Annotated in this window: 14 protein-coding genes; 1 reads left to right on the forward strand and 13 read right to left on the reverse strand. The window is 26.1% G+C overall.

The annotated features are described in order from the left end of the window. Positions 1-2: 2 nt before the first annotated feature. From CDIF1296T_RS14500 to CDIF1296T_RS14525, 6 genes are all read right to left on the reverse strand, one after another. Positions 3-1,667, reverse strand: coding sequence for an ABC1 kinase family protein (locus CDIF1296T_RS14500; protein ID WP_009891005.1), 1,665 nt, complete (start codon positions 1,665-1,667; stop codon positions 3-5). 297 nt (positions 1,668-1,964) lie between these two features. Continuing rightward, entirely contained in the window at positions 1,965-2,462 is a 498-nt protein-coding gene (locus CDIF1296T_RS14505) for a gamma carbonic anhydrase family protein (RefSeq protein ID WP_004454132.1), read from the reverse strand. 28 nt (positions 2,463-2,490) lie between these two features. Continuing rightward, positions 2,491-3,870, reverse strand: coding sequence for a thioether cross-link-forming SCIFF peptide maturase (gene scfB, locus CDIF1296T_RS14510; protein ID WP_003426456.1), 1,380 nt, complete (start codon positions 3,868-3,870; stop codon positions 2,491-2,493). Positions 3,871-4,174: 304 nt separating this feature from the next. Beyond that, positions 4,175-4,321, reverse strand: coding sequence for a cyclic lactone autoinducer peptide (locus tag CDIF1296T_RS14515; RefSeq protein ID WP_003426457.1), 147 nt, complete (start codon positions 4,319-4,321; stop codon positions 4,175-4,177). A 29-nt stretch (positions 4,322-4,350) separates the two neighbouring features. After that, positions 4,351-4,929 (reverse strand): accessory gene regulator ArgB-like protein, encoded by a 579-nt coding sequence (locus CDIF1296T_RS14520; RefSeq protein ID WP_004454130.1) that lies wholly within the window; start codon positions 4,927-4,929, stop codon positions 4,351-4,353. A 367-nt stretch (positions 4,930-5,296) separates the two neighbouring features. Next, positions 5,297-6,727 carry a DUF4116 domain-containing protein gene (locus CDIF1296T_RS14525; protein ID WP_009897920.1) on the reverse strand — a complete coding sequence of 477 codons (1,431 nt, stop codon included), beginning with the start codon at positions 6,725-6,727 and terminating at the stop codon, positions 5,297-5,299. Between the two features lie 343 nt (positions 6,728-7,070). Between CDIF1296T_RS14525 and CDIF1296T_RS14530 the strand changes: the two genes are divergently transcribed. Continuing rightward, positions 7,071-7,736 carry a hypothetical protein gene (locus tag CDIF1296T_RS14530; protein WP_009891012.1) on the forward strand — a complete coding sequence of 222 codons (666 nt, stop codon included), beginning with the start codon at positions 7,071-7,073 and terminating at the stop codon, positions 7,734-7,736. Positions 7,737-8,527: 791 nt separating this feature from the next. Here the strand turns inward: CDIF1296T_RS14530 and ptsP are convergent. From ptsP to CDIF1296T_RS14565, 7 genes are all read right to left on the reverse strand, one after another. Further along, positions 8,528-10,240, reverse strand: a complete 1,713-nt coding sequence (ptsP, locus tag CDIF1296T_RS14535) for a phosphoenolpyruvate--protein phosphotransferase (protein ID WP_009897922.1) — start codon at positions 10,238-10,240, stop codon at positions 8,528-8,530. A gap of 353 nt (positions 10,241-10,593) precedes the next feature. After that, positions 10,594-10,854 (reverse strand): HPr family phosphocarrier protein, encoded by a 261-nt coding sequence (locus CDIF1296T_RS14540; RefSeq protein WP_003422895.1) that lies wholly within the window; start codon positions 10,852-10,854, stop codon positions 10,594-10,596. Between the two features lie 192 nt (positions 10,855-11,046). After that, positions 11,047-12,258 (reverse strand): patatin-like phospholipase family protein, encoded by a 1,212-nt coding sequence (locus CDIF1296T_RS14545; protein ID WP_003431793.1) that lies wholly within the window; start codon positions 12,256-12,258, stop codon positions 11,047-11,049. A 231-nt stretch (positions 12,259-12,489) separates the two neighbouring features. Further along, entirely contained in the window at positions 12,490-14,223 is a 1,734-nt protein-coding gene (locus CDIF1296T_RS14550; RefSeq protein ID WP_009897924.1) for an Eco57I restriction-modification methylase domain-containing protein, read from the reverse strand. Between the two features lie 39 nt (positions 14,224-14,262). Beyond that, complete coding sequence (locus CDIF1296T_RS14555) at positions 14,263-14,661, reverse strand: RrF2 family transcriptional regulator (RefSeq protein ID WP_003426473.1); 399 nt, start codon at positions 14,659-14,661, stop codon at positions 14,263-14,265. Positions 14,662-14,663: 2 nt separating this feature from the next. Further along, positions 14,664-16,211 carry a putative bifunctional diguanylate cyclase/phosphodiesterase gene (locus tag CDIF1296T_RS14560; protein ID WP_004454122.1) on the reverse strand — a complete coding sequence of 516 codons (1,548 nt, stop codon included), beginning with the start codon at positions 16,209-16,211 and terminating at the stop codon, positions 14,664-14,666. A 314-nt stretch (positions 16,212-16,525) separates the two neighbouring features. Further along, entirely contained in the window at positions 16,526-17,350 is an 825-nt protein-coding gene (locus CDIF1296T_RS14565; protein WP_021359573.1) for an N-acetylmuramoyl-L-alanine amidase family protein, read from the reverse strand. Positions 17,351-17,389: the final 39 nt, after the last annotated feature.

A 17,389-nucleotide genomic window follows, 5' to 3' on the forward strand; every position in this document is an offset into this window, starting at 1 on the left:
CCCTAATCTTTTTTGTATTTTGACCTAATACTTCTTATAACTAAGCAAAGGCCTATTATAAAGGATATAAAGAAACCCGCTATTGCAGTAAATTTTATCCATATATTATTTTCTATATTTGGAGATGCAATTATAAGAGAAGAACCTACTATAATAGATGCCAACACTAAACTCAAAGATATTTGAGATGTTAGCTCTATTATACAATTTTCTAACCTCGTCATTTTAACATCTTCAATTTGCATTTTTATATTATTTCTTTCTATATTTTTTAAAATTGCTTTTAATTGCTTTGGAATAGTTTTTATGTCCAGTAATATTTCTTCTACATTTTGTCTTGAACTTAAAACAACATTTTTAGGGTTAAATTTACTCTTATAATGATGTTTCATAAACTCTTTTCCCATAGAACCAAAAGAAAAATCTGTGTTTAAAGTTCTACTTGTTCCTTCTAATGTTATAACTGTCTTTGCAAGAGTTACAAATTGTGCAGGCATGACTATTTTATACTGTCTAAAAAACCTAAATAGTTCATTTAATATATCTGTTACATTTATTTTTTCTATAGAAATATCATAGTAATAATGTATTAGATAAAGTAAATCCTGTCTAAGTCCCTTAATATCAGCCTCTCCATTTAATGCATCCATTTCTATCAATAGATATATTATCTTGTCAACATTCTTTTCTACACCTGCTAATGCAATTTCATTTAATTGGTTTAAAGTTTTATTATCAATAATTCCAATCATTCCAAAATCTATATATGCTATCTTATTTTTAGCAACTACGAATATATTACCTGGATGTGGGTCTGCATGAAAAAATCCATGAGATAATACCTGTGTAAAAAATGACCTAACGCCTATTTCAACAATAGTTTTTGTGTTATAACCTAGTCTCCTTATTTTTTCTACATCACTTAACTTTGTACCATTAACTTTCTCCATTACTAAAATTTTCTTAGTATTATATTCTGAATATACTTTAGGTATATATACTTCATCACTATTTTTAAATATCCTAGAGAATTTAGTTGCATTTATAGCTTCAAATGTATAATCAAGTTCCCTCATTAATTGAGTTTGAAATTCTTCAATCATCTGTACTAAATCTAAATTAAAATCTTTTTTTAAATCTTTTAAAGTATTTGCAATAGTTCTAAGAATCTCTAAATCAGATTTTATTATTTTCTCTATATTTGGTCTTTGAATTTTTACGATTACTTCTTCTCCCGTTTTAAGTACACCTTCATAAACTTGACCAATTGAAGCTGCTGCTATTGGTTCTTCTTTAAATTCTAAGAATATTTCTTCTATACTTAAACCCACTTCTTCTTTAAATATATCAATAGCTATATTTGAATCAAATTTCTCTACATCATCTCTGAGTTTTGATATTTCATCAATTATATCCTGGTCTAACAAGTCTTTTCTTGTACTCAATATCTGTCCTATTTTTATATATGTAGGTCCTAGTTCTTCTAAAACTCTTTTCATTCTCTCACCAGTTGTCATATTTTTTATTTCTTCTGGTGGGTCAAATAGTGGTATTTTATAGGCAATTCCTTCTATATTTAGTCTTTCTACAATAAAACTAAAACCATACTTTATTAAAACATATCCAATTTCTCTATATCGCTTTAAATTTCTATAACTTATTCTCAAATCTTTTCACTCCTAAGATAGGTATACCCAAAAACTTACACCTTAATTTATCGTATATGACATTATTTCACCAATTGATATTCTAATATCCTATATCCTCTTTAATATTTAATTTTATCACATATACTACCAATTTTATTAAAATTATTTAACTCAGTTAATTTTTATTTTTGACATTTTATATCTGGTTTAATCAAATACTTTTTGAAAACTAAAATATCAACAAAATCTAATAAAATAAATTAGTGGTTGCCTCAAAACAGATTTAAATATGTTTTGAAACAACCACTCTTTAAACTAATATTTTTGATTTTGTGCTGCCTCTAAATACCATTCATAAGATTCATCAATATATTTTTTATCTTCTTCTGTAAGCTCTCTAACAACCTTACCAGGAGAACCCATTATCAAAACACCTGGTGGAAACTTCTTATTAGATGTAATTAGTGTACCTGCTCCTATCAGAGTATATTCTCCTATTTCAGCATTATCCAATATTATTGAACCCATACCAATTAACACATTATCACTAATTTTACAACCATGAACTATAGACCTATGCCCAACTGTTACATTGTTACCAATTATAGTTTCTGTATCTCCATGCACTATAGAACAATCTTGTATATTAGTGTTTTCTCCAATAGTTATTGGTCCTTCATCACCCCTAACTACTGCATTGTACCATATACTTGAATCTTTGCCTATTTTAACATTTCCAATTACATCTGCTGATTTTGCCACAAATACACTTTCGTCAATTAAAGGTTTATCTTCTAAATAATCTCTAATCATATATAAACAACTCCTTTAAAATATAAATTTAGTTGGTTGCTCCTTCTAACATTAACTTAGCTTGTATCATTATAGAGCACTCTGTACGTTTTCTTTGCATTTCACATCCTAATTCATATGGTTTTGATATGTCATTATTAAAGTTTATCGCATTTGCATGACATCCACCTGAACAGTAAAACTTATTCCAACATTGTTTACACTCTTCTTTAGTATATACATGAGCTTCTCTAAACATATTTTTTAAATTTTCTGGAAGTACTATTTCTTCATCAAATATATTTGCCATTTTAAATTCTTCATTTCCAACAAATTGATGACATGGATAGATATCTCCATTTGGAGTTACAGAAAGATACTCATTTCCAGCTCCACATCCAGTTATTCTCTTTATTACACATGGACCTTGATTTAGGTCTATCATAAAATGGAAAAATTTAAATCCATCTCCTTGTAATTGTCTATCTGCATACTCTACAGCAAATTTTTCGTACTCTTCAAATATCTTAGGTAAATCTTCTTCTCTAAGTGCATATGGATTACTCTCATCTCCAACGACTGGCTCTACAGAGGTTAATTTAAATCCTAAATCTGCAAAATGCATAACATCTTTTGAAAAATCTAAATTATCTCTTGTAAAAGTACCTCTTATATAATAATACTTATCTTTTGCTCTTTTTTCCACAAGTTTCTTAAATCGTGGTAATGTAATATCATAACTTCCTTTATCATTTAAAGTTGGTCTCATATTATCATTAACTTCTTTTCTTCCATCTAAACTTAAAACTACATTATGCATATTTTCATTTATATAATCTATAATCTCATCATTTAGCAGTACACCATTTGTAGTTATTGTAAATCTTATATTTTTATTATAATCTTTTTCTACACTTCTTCCATAGTCAACCAGTTGTTTTACAACTTCAAAGTTCATCAAAGGCTCTCCACCAAAGAAATCTATCTCTAGGTTCTTTCTACTTCCTGAATTAGCAATCAAATAGTCAATTGCTGCCTTACCAACTTCAAAACTCATAAGTTCTTTTTCTCCTCCAAAATCACCTTGAGCTGCAAAACAGTATTTACATTTTAAGTTACAATCATGAGCTACATTTAAACATAAAGCTTTTACTACAGGCTCTCTATGTACAAAGCTTGGATGATATTGATATGTATCTTCTGTATATAAAAGACCCTCTTTTTCCAAATTTAATATTTCTTCATATGCTTCATTTATTTTTTCTTCTTGATATTTTGATTTTAATATCTCTAATATTTCTTCTTTACTTTTTTCTTTATAAAAATCTAACAAATCGTATGCAACATCATCTAACACATGAACAGCTCCACCATTCACATCTAAAACGATATTATATCCATTCATAGAAAATTTATGTATCATACTCATACCCTACCTCCTAAATTACTATCTATACTAAAGTTTTTTATTATTTTAATTAAACTTTACCCTTCATTATATCATAAGTTTACATAAAATACATACAATACAAAAATGACTTACTCTCCGTAAGTCATTTCATTAAATACACTATATCCCCCTAAATTGGCGCACTAATATATTACCAAATAGGTATTAGGCTCCTATAAAATAAATAAAATAAATTTTGTATCTGATTTTATATTGTTTTAATCTTATTAAAATATAATAATTTCTTTTTTCCTGATAATTTTGTATAAATAAGTGCTTGTATTTAATTTGTCTTCTTTAGATTGCTGATTTCTTTGGGTACTTTAGGCTGATGAATAATCCAAGGACAGGTACTATTAGCTGACAAAATAGCAGTGCTAAGTGCCAATGAGCTAGCAAACTTCATAAATCTTACAATAAACTTTTTCATAACTTAACTCTCCCTCATACATATTTTACTTATACTTTAGCTTTTAACTTACCTAATACTAACATCACAAAAATCCAAAACATGGCAAATGCGCTATATGTGAAATAATCTACAAATATACTCAAAGAAAGACTTAAAATTGTTATCAATAACACTACTGTAGATATAAATATAGCAGTTTTCTTATAAACCAACTTTTCCCTATCACTTATAGGGTTACTCCTATGTTCTATTGGGCACAGAACACAAATTCCAACCCAACTAACACTTGCAATAATCATAATAATATTTTTAAATAAGTCTATATTTATATTTTCTATAATTAAGATTGTAGATAAAATTATAAAAATAAAGGTTAATAAGCATCTAAAATAATTGTCTGCATGATACCCTCCTGAAAATTGTCTTATTGGACAATAACACATTAAAAAAAATAATACATATGTAAATTTACCAAATAAAAAACCTATAAACAGCATGGTGGTTATATTAACTATGAAAGCTATTAATATTTCAAATCCATAAGAATAGACTTTAGATTCATTATTATCTATCATATTATTACAAATTAAAACAGATGTCATTTTTTCAGCATATCTTTTAAACATTTTTACCTCCAAAAAAATTTTACATATATAGAGTACATTCTTTTTTGAGAAAATTCAATATACTTTACAAAACTAGTTGTTAAAAATGTAAAACTGGTCAAAAAAAGACCTATATAATTTTCTTCTTATTATTCATATAACAAAACAATTATAATAAAACAATTTTATCAAGCTTTATATGCATAAAAAGCCTATGTCAAAATAGAAATAAACCTTTTCCCTATTGTTAAAAGGCTAAAAATATATTTTATTTCATATAAAAAGAGTATCTCACAAACTAAAAAGTTCATTTTGAGATACCCATTTTATTTATTACAAAATATCAAATTTTATTTATTTGCATATATTTTCTATATATTTTAGCCTTTTAACTTTGTTTTTGTTTTACATACTGTAGTGCTTTTCTATTCTGTTTTACTGCTTCAAGACAAACTTTTTCTGTTTGATTATCAACAAATTCTAAAGCTCTATAATTTTGCTTTACTGCTTCTAAACATATTTTTTCTGTTTGATTATTTACATATTTCAACATTCTATAATCTTGTTTTACTGCTTTTAGACAAACTTCTTCTGTTTGTTCTTTCACATATTTAAGCGCTTCATAACTTTGATTAACTGCTTCTAAACAAATCTTTTCTGTTTGTTCCTTTACATAAGCTAAAGCATTATAGTTTTCTCTTACTGCCTCTAAACATATTAATTCTGTCTGATTTTCTACATATTTAAGAATTTTTCCATTTTGCTTTACTGCTTCTACAAATATTCTTTCTGTTGGTATCTTTACATAACTTAATATTTCTTTTATTTCAAGTTCTTCAAATGAACCTCTTACTGCTTCTATACATATATTTTCAGTCTGTTTTTTTACATATTGCAGTACTTTTCCATTTTGTCTAACTGACTCCAAGCAAATTTCTTCTGTTTGCTCTTTTACGTACTGTAATGCTCTTCCATCAATTCTTACTGCTTCCAAACAAATCTCTTCTGTTTGCTTATTTACATACTGTAGAGCCATATAACTTCTTTTTACTGCTTCCATACATATTTTTTCTGTCTGTTCATTTACATAATACAATGCAAAGTCATTCTGTTTTACTGCTTCTATGCATATTTCTTCAGTTTGCTCTTTTACACAAGATAGTGCACTGTAGTTTTCTTTTACAGCTTCTAAACATATACTATTACTTTGTTCCTTTACATAAGCTAAAGATTTTCCATCTTTTTTTACAGCTTCTAAACATATGGCTGGAGTTTGCTCTTTTATTCCTTTTAATATCTCTGCAACATCATTTTTAGATGCCCTTTCTATAAATGCTAGACATACATCTTCTGTTTGCTCTTCCACAAATTTAAATACTTCCATGACATCATAAGTTGATGCATTTTTTATAGCCTCAATTAGTACATTTTCTGTCTTATTATTTATGTAGTACAAAGCTCTGTAGTTCTGTTTTACTGCTTCTATACAAATATCCTCATTTTGATTTGTTATATACTTAAGAGATTTATATGTCTGTTTTACTGCTTCCATACATACTTTATAAGTCTTGTCCTTTACAAACTCAATTATAGTACCATCCTGCTTTACTGCTAGCAGACACATCTCTTCTGTTTGGTTTTCTATGTCTTTTAACTCTCTGTAATCATATTTTACTCTGCTTAAATCATTTAAATGTACTTTGTTATCTTCCTTTAAATCTTCTTCATTATTTTCTATATCATACTCAAATTCTTCATCATCTAAATAGTCATTTTTTTCTGGTAAAAATATAGATTTAATTTTATTCTTTATATCCATAAAATTATCCTCCTTTAATATGATTCTATCATTAAAGTAAATCGTTTTTAAGCACTTATTTAATTAATTTTATATTAAGTTTATTTAAAAGTCTATTCATTGTCGATAGATTATATTTTATATTAATAATTTTATCTTATATATGTGGGGTAATAAAGTTAATAGTGGACATTTTCCATCCCATTAGTATACACTATTTATATTTATTACTCATTTATAGTGATTTTTTTCAAATTTTTTCTTATTTACTATATCATATTTATCCAATTTATGATATTATTTAAATATAATATAAGTTTTATAAAGTATATTAAATATATTATAAGATGGAGGTCGAGTAATTTTGAAAGGAAACATAGTACAATATAATTTTGCAGATATAGAGGAAGAAGTATATTCGTTGGATTATGCTATAGCATGGAATACAGACGAGGAAAACGTAAACATAATACCATTTACAAATAAATTCTGTAAAGAATCTATAGAATCTTTTTGCCTAGGTAAAATTAATAACTTTGTTGAAATATTAAATGAAGGTTTTGTTGAAAATCATCATTATGTACATTTAGATAAAATGATTAGTGTTCCTAAGAAAAAGGTTAATTTAGTATATCAACAAGACACACATGGTTATCTTCTAAGAGATGATAATGACAACCTTATTCCTGCAAAAATAACTTCAGAGCAATCTAAATCTATATCAAGTAAGATGGAGTTATTCTGTGCTGGTGAAGAAAAATGTTTAATTAATATATTACTAAAGGCTGACCCATCATATATTTTAGATGTAGATAGTATAAAAGACAAAAACATTCTAAATCTAGGTTATGAGTCTATTGACAGATATAAAGAATACAATTTTGATGATGATAAGATTTTAATATTTTTTATAAATAAAAAACGTTATTCAGTGATTATGAAAAAAACAAACAACTCTGATAACGATTTAGTTTCCAGAAACAATGCTATTAAAGAATTATTTACTAATAAAGCAGGAAATCTTAACTAATAATATAATTTTAAATTATGTTATTGATTAAATTAATAATAGTATACAAAGAGGCTGTCTCAAAATAGAGATAAGCTTCTTTTTCATTGTTGAAATAATAAAATATATTTAATTCTATATAAAAGAGAGTGCCTCATAAACTAAAAAGTTCATTTTGAGACACCCTCCTATTTATAATAAACAAATAAATCCTTAAACCTATCGAGTGATTATAATTTTTAGATTGGGTTATCTTGCATTTTTAAATTTAAGGTAACTTTCTACTCTAAACTTTAATCTCTAATCAATATCATCAACTGTAACAACTTACAATTAAATCTTTAATAATCAAACTTTAGACTATCTATATTAAAACTCAAATTAGATTTAGGATTTATTTGGATATCACATTTATTTTATTAACTACTAATCAATTATTTTTACTTATAAACTTATTCTTCCCTAATTCTATTATTAAATACTTTTAATTATTTTTCAATACCATATTTTTTTAATTTTTACTATTAAATCACAAAATATTATCTTACTCCATCACAACTACTTTTGATACCATTTGAGAATGAATCTTCATTTTAATAGTACTTTTATTGATAATAACATCCATATATACTATAGTCACAATGCAGTTTTGCTTTTTCACAAAATGACTATTACAAAGATTAAGTAATTCTTAGTAATCTTTTATAAAAAAGAGATGCTTCAAATTTTTATTTTGAAACATCTTCTTTTTAATTCGTAAAATATAATTTTGTTATTTAGAAAAATGAATTTTAGTAACTATATAACATTAATTATATATTAAAAGTCTTTTCTATATAGCTTTTTATTTCTTCAGCAGTACCCATATTAAGTACATCATCAGCTAATTTTTTCATATCTGACTCTTTAACTGAAGTTATTAACTTTCTAGCAGGAAGTATTGATATTGGAGACATAGAGAACTCGTCTAATCCCATACCTAAAAGTATTGGTATCATTTTTTGGTCTCCAGCAGATTCTCCACACATACCTGCCCATTTTCCTTCTTTGTGTGCATTGTCTATAACAGTCTTTATAAGTCTTAAAACAGCTGGATTAAATTGATTGTAAAGATAACTTATCTTTTGATTCATTCTATCAACTGCACAAGTGTATTGAATTAAATCATTAGTTCCTATAGAGAAGAAATCTACGTGTTTAGCCAATACATCAGATATCACAGCAGCAGATGGAACTTCTATCATCATACCAATTTCTACATCTTTAGCATAAGCCACACCTTCAGAATCAAGTTCTGCTAAAACTTCTTTTACAACTTCTTTAGCTTGTAACAACTCTTCTAAAGATGAAATCATTGGGAACATGATTCTTAATCTTCCATGAACACTAGCTCTATATAAAGCTCTCAATTGAGTCTTAAATATATCTTTTCTATCTAGGCAAAGTCTTATTGCTCTGTAACCTAAGAATGGATTCATTTCAGGTTCCATACTTAAATAACTTAATTCTTTATCTCCACCTATATCCAATGTTCTTATAACTATAGGCTTTCCATCCATTCCTTCTAATACAGCTTTGTATGCTTCATATTGTATTTCTTCTGTTGGGAAAGAATCTCTATCCATGTATAAAAATTCTGTTCTATAAAGACCAACACCTTCAGCATCATTCTTTATTAGACCTTCTATATCGTTAGGTGTTCCTATGTTACCAGCTAATTCTACATGTTTTCCATCTAAAGTTACAGATGGTTTTCCTTTTAATAGCTGTAATGCTTTTCTCTCATCTTCATACTTAGCTTTTAATTCAGTATATTTATTTATAGTCTCTTCATCAGGATTCACGATTACTTCACCTGTGTCTCCATTGAAAACTACAAAATCTCCATCCTTAACTTTTGAAGTTATATCATTTAATCCAACGATTGCAGCTATTTCTAAAGTTCTAGACATGATAGCAGTATGAGAAGTTCTTCCACCTATATCAGTTAAAAATCCTAAAACCATTTTTTTATTCATAGTTGCTGTGTCTGATGGAGTTAAATCATGTGCTATTAATACAACTTCTTCGCTTAAAGCAGATAAATCAACAACTTTAATTCCTAATATATGTCTAAGTATTCTATTTGTAACATCTTTTATATCTGCCGCTCTTTCTTTCATGTACTCATTGTCCATAGACTCAAACATGCTAACAAACATCTCTTTTATTTCATTTAAAGCATACTCTGCATTTACACTTTCAGTTTTGATTTTATCTATTGCAGAACCAATTAATTCTGGGTCTTCTAAGACTAATAAATGTGCTTCAAATATTTCTGCTTCCTCTGCTCCTAATTCTTCAGAAGCCTTTTCCTTAACTTTTACTAATTCTTCTTTAGAAACTGCAACTGCATTTTCTAATTTAGCAATTTCAGCTTCAACATTATCTATAGATTTTTTTTCAATTACTAATTCACTATGTTCAACTACTAACGCTTTCCCTAAAGCAACACCAGGAGAAGCACCTATTCCTTTGTAAGCCATAACCCTACCTCCTAAAAAATATCATCTAGCACATAAACTCTATAAAATTTTATAAATAATTTACATTTTTATAGTTTTATTTACTTATAATTTTTTATAAAATTTTATAAACTATTTGTTACTGTATTTTTACTCTGAATTTATGATTAAAAATATCTTATTTCATTTTCTAAAATATTTATATTTTTATACCCAATTAACAATAGTCTTAATCTTCTGATTAAATAAACATGAAAGTAACAAAGAAATTAAATATCTACAAATGTTGGTCTGTATATGTTTAATACTTCTCTGTTACTTTACTTTAAGTAATATTAGATTCTAAATATCAAATTTTTAAAAAATTATTATATCTATTCTCCAAATCCACTTTCAACTAATTCAACCATTGCAGCTAAAGCTACTTCTTCATCTTCTCCATTTACAACTAACTTTAATTCTTCTCCTTGAGCTAAACCTAAACTCATTATTCCCATTATTGATTTTGCATTTACAGTTTTGTCTTTTGCTACAACCTCTACTGTTGATTTAAATTCAGCTGCCTTCTTAACAAACATTCCTGCTGGTCTAGCATGTAATCCACTTGCATTTTTGATACTAACTACTTTTTCCATTTTTTTAAATCCTCCTATAAACTTTACATTTTATATTTTTTAAAATTGTTTTCCTGTTTTTTACTTTAATGGTACTAAGTGGTACTTTTTTGTCCTATGGTCATTTTTTGTTCCCACTAGTGCTACAAAAATATTATACTACTAATATACACTTTTTTCGAGTATAATTACAAATTTTTTTTTGTTTTTTATTTAACTTTGATTTTTTATGTCTTTTATAATACAATTTGTCAATAATTTTGTGTTTTTGTTCTTTTTAATACTAATTTTAGGTCTAACTTCAAAATTAGAAGCTAAATTTCTATTAGAATCAATATTTGTATTTACAACATCTATAACCTTGTTAAAATCATATAATTTTATCCTGTTTATATTATTTTCTTCAAGTTTCTTTTCATATATACAGTAAAACAAATCTTTATATGAAAAATCCTTTGGCAATCCAAGCACCTCACCAAGCTTTGGTATTACACTTTCCATAACAGTTCTAAGTGAAGCATCTCTTTTTATATTCAATAAATTACAGATATATTGTATTGTTTCATTGCTCATACTTCTAAATTTATCAAAACAATATTCTTCATTATATTTATACTCTACATCAAAATAATACTTAATTCCAGTGCATCTTTCATATGCTTTCATAGTATCTAAGTAACCTAGTCGGATGTTTTTTTCTACATTATCTCTATCTTTATTAAGAGAACCTCCTAGATATTCTGATGGTATTATAGTTTTTATATTTATATTTTGATGTCGATTTAGATTCATTTTCCCAATAAAATCATCAATCAACCTAATTACAACAACATCTTCATAACCTTTGTCTTCCAAGAGTCCTATTGGCATGTTATCACAAAACATTCCATCAAGATACAACTTATCATCCATCATGTTCGTTTGAAAAATAGGCAAACTGGAACTAGCAATTAAATAATCAATCAATCTTCCTTTAGGTATATCTTCGATATACAATGGATATGGATTAATTTTTTTATCCCACCAGACCGTAACAAGTCCAAAGTCTTTTTTTGATTTCCTTATTATGTCTTCATTTAATGTTGTCTCCATTAGTTGTCTTAATGGGCTTATATCTATACCTTCATTTTTTCTAGCTTTATTTATAAGCTCAAACACTGCATTGAGATTTTTAGTAGTGAAATCTACATTTTTAAACCTCTCATAGGTTTCTCTATCAATATTCATAAAATGAGTATAGTCATAATTTAACCAAATATCTTCCATTACTTCAATATCATTTTGAATTATATATGCTCCATTTAAAGCACCAATTGATGTGCCAGTTACTCCTTGAAACTCTATACCAAGCTCTCTTAAAGCTTTATATGCACCTATTTGGTAGGCTCCTTTTGTTCCTCCACCTTCTAAAACTAATCCTTTCATATTATCACCTACTATATCAAAAACGTTTCTGATTTTTATTCTTAAGCAAATATTAATTCAAAAAACTATTTTTAGTTATTGGAGAAAAATAAAATTGCACAAATTCATTCTTATTTTATCAAAAAAATATTGAAAAGTATATATTTTTAATATTTTTTATATGGCTAACTTTTTATTTCTAAATTTAAATAAACAATTAAAAGATTATAATTTTTTAATACTTACAACTGCTTATATACCTAAAGAATCCATTATCAAGTTATCCATTTTTATCTGCAATTTTTCTACTTTTCCTTTATCTATAGACTTATTTAATAAAATTGATATTATTTGCTTTGATAAATTCTCTATCTCTTCATAATTATTATCTCTAAAAATCCTTATCTTCATAACCTTATTAGGATAGTAATCATATATATTTTTACTCATTTTTTTAGCAGTTATTTTAAAGTATTTATCATAAACACTGGAATTTAAAATTCCAACTAGATATTCATATGAAAATTTATCTAAATACTCTTCTTTTATAAAAAAAGAATATACATCTGCACTTGAAAAATTGTTATCATAATCTATAGCAAATCTATTTTCATTTGATTTATAAGGATACATTATCTTTTTTCTTTCAAAGAAAAGCTTTTCTCTACCCCATTGAAGTTCATACCATTTCCTTATTCCACTTTTACATTCTCTTCTGTTTTCTAATTTTGTTTTATATAGCCCTATAATTTCATCTAGTATCCTTTTATTTGTATTCTCATTATCTATATCATTTGAGTATATTAGCCTATATTCACTTTTATCTACTATATATTTATTTATATTCTTACTTTTTATCCAACATTTTAAAAATTTATCATCTACAAGGTTCAACTTTACATCATCTTTACTTAAAATAAACGCTTTATCACACCCTGTAATTATTCCTTGAAAACTTATTGCTATATCTTCCAAGCTATATTTACATTTTTCTTGTATCTTATTATAAAAAGTTTCATCATCTTTATTTACAAGTATCCATTCGTCAGATAGCAATCTCTGAGTTATATTAAAATGTTCAAATTTGCTACTCTTTAGAAGTTCTTCCAATGTTTCAAATTTATTTATACATATATCCTCATTTTTGATTTTAAATACATCTATATATGTCTCTTTTGTTTTTTTCTTATCAAAAGTTAGAATACAACTAGATACCCCTATATTTTTAAATATATTTGCACCTAAAAAATCCACTATTTCTTGAACATTGACATTTGATTTAATATATTCTCTTAAATCTTTACCTGATAGACTTTCTAAAAAATATCTTGGAGTTATAACACTGCCAATCCCTCCTTGCTTTAAAATATCTATAATCTTTTTATAAAAACAAAAATATAAGTCAGCTTTATCCTTATAAACTTCACTATATTTTTCTAGGAGAAATTTTTTATATTTCTTTTCAAGTTTTTTATGACCAATATAGGGTGGATTACCCACTATGTAATCAAACTTATATCGCCATTTCTTTTTAAGACTATCACAACAAAATAGATTAATCTTTATATCAGATTCATCTAAATCATTTACTACCTTTTTATTTGTTAAGCTATCTTTTAATATACTTATAGCTTTTTCATCAATATCAGCACCATATATACAATAGTTTAATATATGACGGTGTATGTTATCAACAGTCCAATAATTTTCATCATACTTCTTTTTCAATTCATATATATTTTCCTCAAATAAGTCATATAAAATATCATATACTTCTAAAAGAAAATTTCCACACCCACAGGAAATATCAAGTATTCGTGGATATGGATTTTTAATTATATCGTGATTTTTTAAAGTTTTTTTTACAATATAATCTACAATTATTTTAGGAGTATAATATATTCCACTTGCTTTTTTAGTATCTACATCTAAGCTATTCTCATACTCTTTAGACAGTAGAAAATTATCTTGAGATATATCATCCATAACCGAAAACCTCCAATTATTATCATAGCTGAAAATTTTTTATTCTAGTATTTGTCTTATAGATTTTCTCGATAAAAGTTTATAAATTTCTTTTTCTATTTCTAGCAATTCACGATTTACTTTACAACCTTTTAAGCAATTACTGCAATTAGATACATATCTCGTACATTTATTTATATATATTTTTCCATCAATTACTTCTACAATAGTTCTTAGACTTATTGTATCCAATGACACATTTAACATGTATGTCTTGCCATCTTCTTTGTTAAAAGTAAGAATATTGTTTGCACAAAGCTTTCTAAGCAGTCTGTATAGTGTTAGTATTGGTATATCTTCACTTTTTAATATCATTTTAGCATCTATTGGTTTATCTTCTCCATTATTAAATATAGCTCTTATGATTCTTATTGAATAATCTACATCTTCTGAAATCATCCTTACTCCTCCTCAACTGTCATGCATTTATCTAAAAGAGTATCTTTCAGATTTATATAACTTCCGTCAGTAAGAAGTTTTTTATAATTCATCTCATCCAAAGGTTTAAAAAATACATAACCTTGTATGAAATTACATCCCAGTTCACTTAAGACTTTGACCTGATGCATATCCTCTACCCCTTCACATATAACAGTTACGTTTAAATCATGTGAAAGGTTAACAATTGCTTTCACCATAAACTTTGTTTTTGTATTTGTAACTATATCCAATATAAGTGACCTATCAATTTTTATAATATCTAGTGGTATCCCCTTAAGATTGATAAAATTTGAATTACCTACTCCAAAATCATCTAATGATATATTCATACCTAAAGATTTAATCTCATAAAGCCTTTCACTTATAAATTTTACATCTCTTAGTGCTGTCGTTTCTGTAATTTCTAATTCTATAAGTTCTTTTGGAATATTATATGTATTAAACATCAGTTTAAAAAAATCAACTAAATCATTTTTATATAGTTCTACTCTAGAAAGATTTATTGAGACTGGTAAGACATTTATACCTTCTGAAATCCACTTGTTAATGGTAATAAAAACTTCTTGAATTAGCCATCTACCAATATTGTTTATCAGACCATTTTTTTCAGCTATAGGTATAAACTTATTTGGTCCAACCATGCCTAATGATGGGTGCAACCATCTTATCAATGCCTCTGAACCTATAATGTTACCTGTACTTGAATCAACTTTAGGTTGATAGTGAATTACAAACTCTTTATTTTTAATAGCCAAGAATAAATCTCTCTCTATTTTCATAATTGATTGTATTTCTTCTTCCATAGCATTATCAAATTCTACATACTCTATGTGCTTTAGTCCTTTTGATTTAAGCCTTGCCATATCAGCATTATCTATAGCTTTTTTTATATCAATTTCATTATTGTTAAATTTATAAATTCCAATAGAAGCCTCAATATTTATATCCATTTTAAAACTGTCAATCTGACTTAGTATCACAATTTTATTCTTAATAAGATTTACTAAATAAGGAATCTTCTGTTCCCTATTTTCAAGCTTTATTATTAATACAAAAACATCACTTTTTAACTTTCCATAAATAGCTTCTTTTCCAAAATAATTTTTTAAGTTACTTAAAATATTATTTAACACTTCATCCCCTAGCTCATAACCATATATATCATTTATAAGTTTGAGTCTACATAAATCAAAACAAGCCATTACACAGTTTTCTTTTTCATTACTGATAATATAATTTTGAACATGTTTTAGGAAGTTCTCATCTTTAGTAATATTTATAAACTTATCTGAATTATTTATCAATCCTAAATTAATTTTATCCTCATACAACTTAATTTTAAGATATGAAATAAATACATTTATACTAAACAAGGTTAATAAAATTAAAATTAAAACTTTAATATCTACCTCAATATGTCTTGTGAGTAAAACTATTCCTAAAATTCCAATTATAATAAAAATTATTTTATTTAAACTGTAAATTCTTGTCATGCTATTTTTATTCATATAAATTCCCCTATTTTTTAAATTATCTTACAGTTAAACTTTATATATACTAATTATAAAGCACAATTGATAGCAAATCAATGCAAGTTAAAATCACATATAAATAACTACATTACATTATACTAAATTTATTTTTTAAAATTTTATAACTATAAATTTTTTGCAAAAAAAACTATGAAATTAGATATAGATAAAATAATTTCTAATTTCATAGTTTCTAAATTCAAACAATATTTCCAACATTACGAAATAAAGTTAATACAATTTACACAGTTAAACTTTTAAATTTATCCTCACATTAAAGTAAAGTTAACTTACTTATTCCCTTTAGAATCTAGGTATGAAAGTACACCTTGAACAATTCCTTCCGCAAGTTGGTCTTGATATTTTTCATTTATTATTTTTTGTTCCTCTGAAGGTGTTGTTAAAAAACCACACTCTATTAATATAGCAGGCATATTTGATTCTCTAAGTACTTCAAAGTTATTTTCAACTATTCCCCTATCTCTAACTTTAACATAGGATACTATAGTACTTTGTACTGTCTGTGCAAGTTCTTTTGAACCATCTGTAGCTTTATTCCTATACCAAGTTTCTATACCTGTTGCTGTATTACCATTTTTCTCTGCATTTAAATGAATAGAAACAAGCACATCAGCAGAACTATTATTTGCTAAGATAGCTCTATCCTTTAATGATATATATGTATCATCAGTTCTGGATACTACTACTTGAATATCCTTTTGTTTAGATAATTTATTTGCTAATTTTTTTGCAATTTGTAGATTTAGGTCTTTTTCATATCTATTACTGGTCTTGCTTTCAGTTCCTTTATCATTGCCTCCATGACCTGGGTCTATAAATACAGTATATTTTTTCTTTTTATTTTCCTCTTCATTACCAAGGTCAAATTGTTCTGAGTTAACATTTTGTTGTTGATTAGTTTTATTACTTTTATCCATACTTTTTACCAAAGCTACTACACCTTGAGTAGCCTTAAATGCAATAAATAAAAATAAAACTGTAAAGCAAATCAACACTGCTAACTTTTTCTTATTTAATTTTCGCTTTTTTCTATTCAGATGACTGGTCTTTTTAGATTTGTTTCTTGAATTATTGTTATTATTGCCTTTTGACATTTCTTCACCCTTCTTGGTATAAATTTTTACACTTTTACA

The organism is Clostridioides difficile ATCC 9689 = DSM 1296 (assembly GCF_001077535.1).
GTDB classification, from domain to species: Bacteria; Bacillota; Clostridia; order Peptostreptococcales; family Peptostreptococcaceae; genus Clostridioides; species Clostridioides difficile.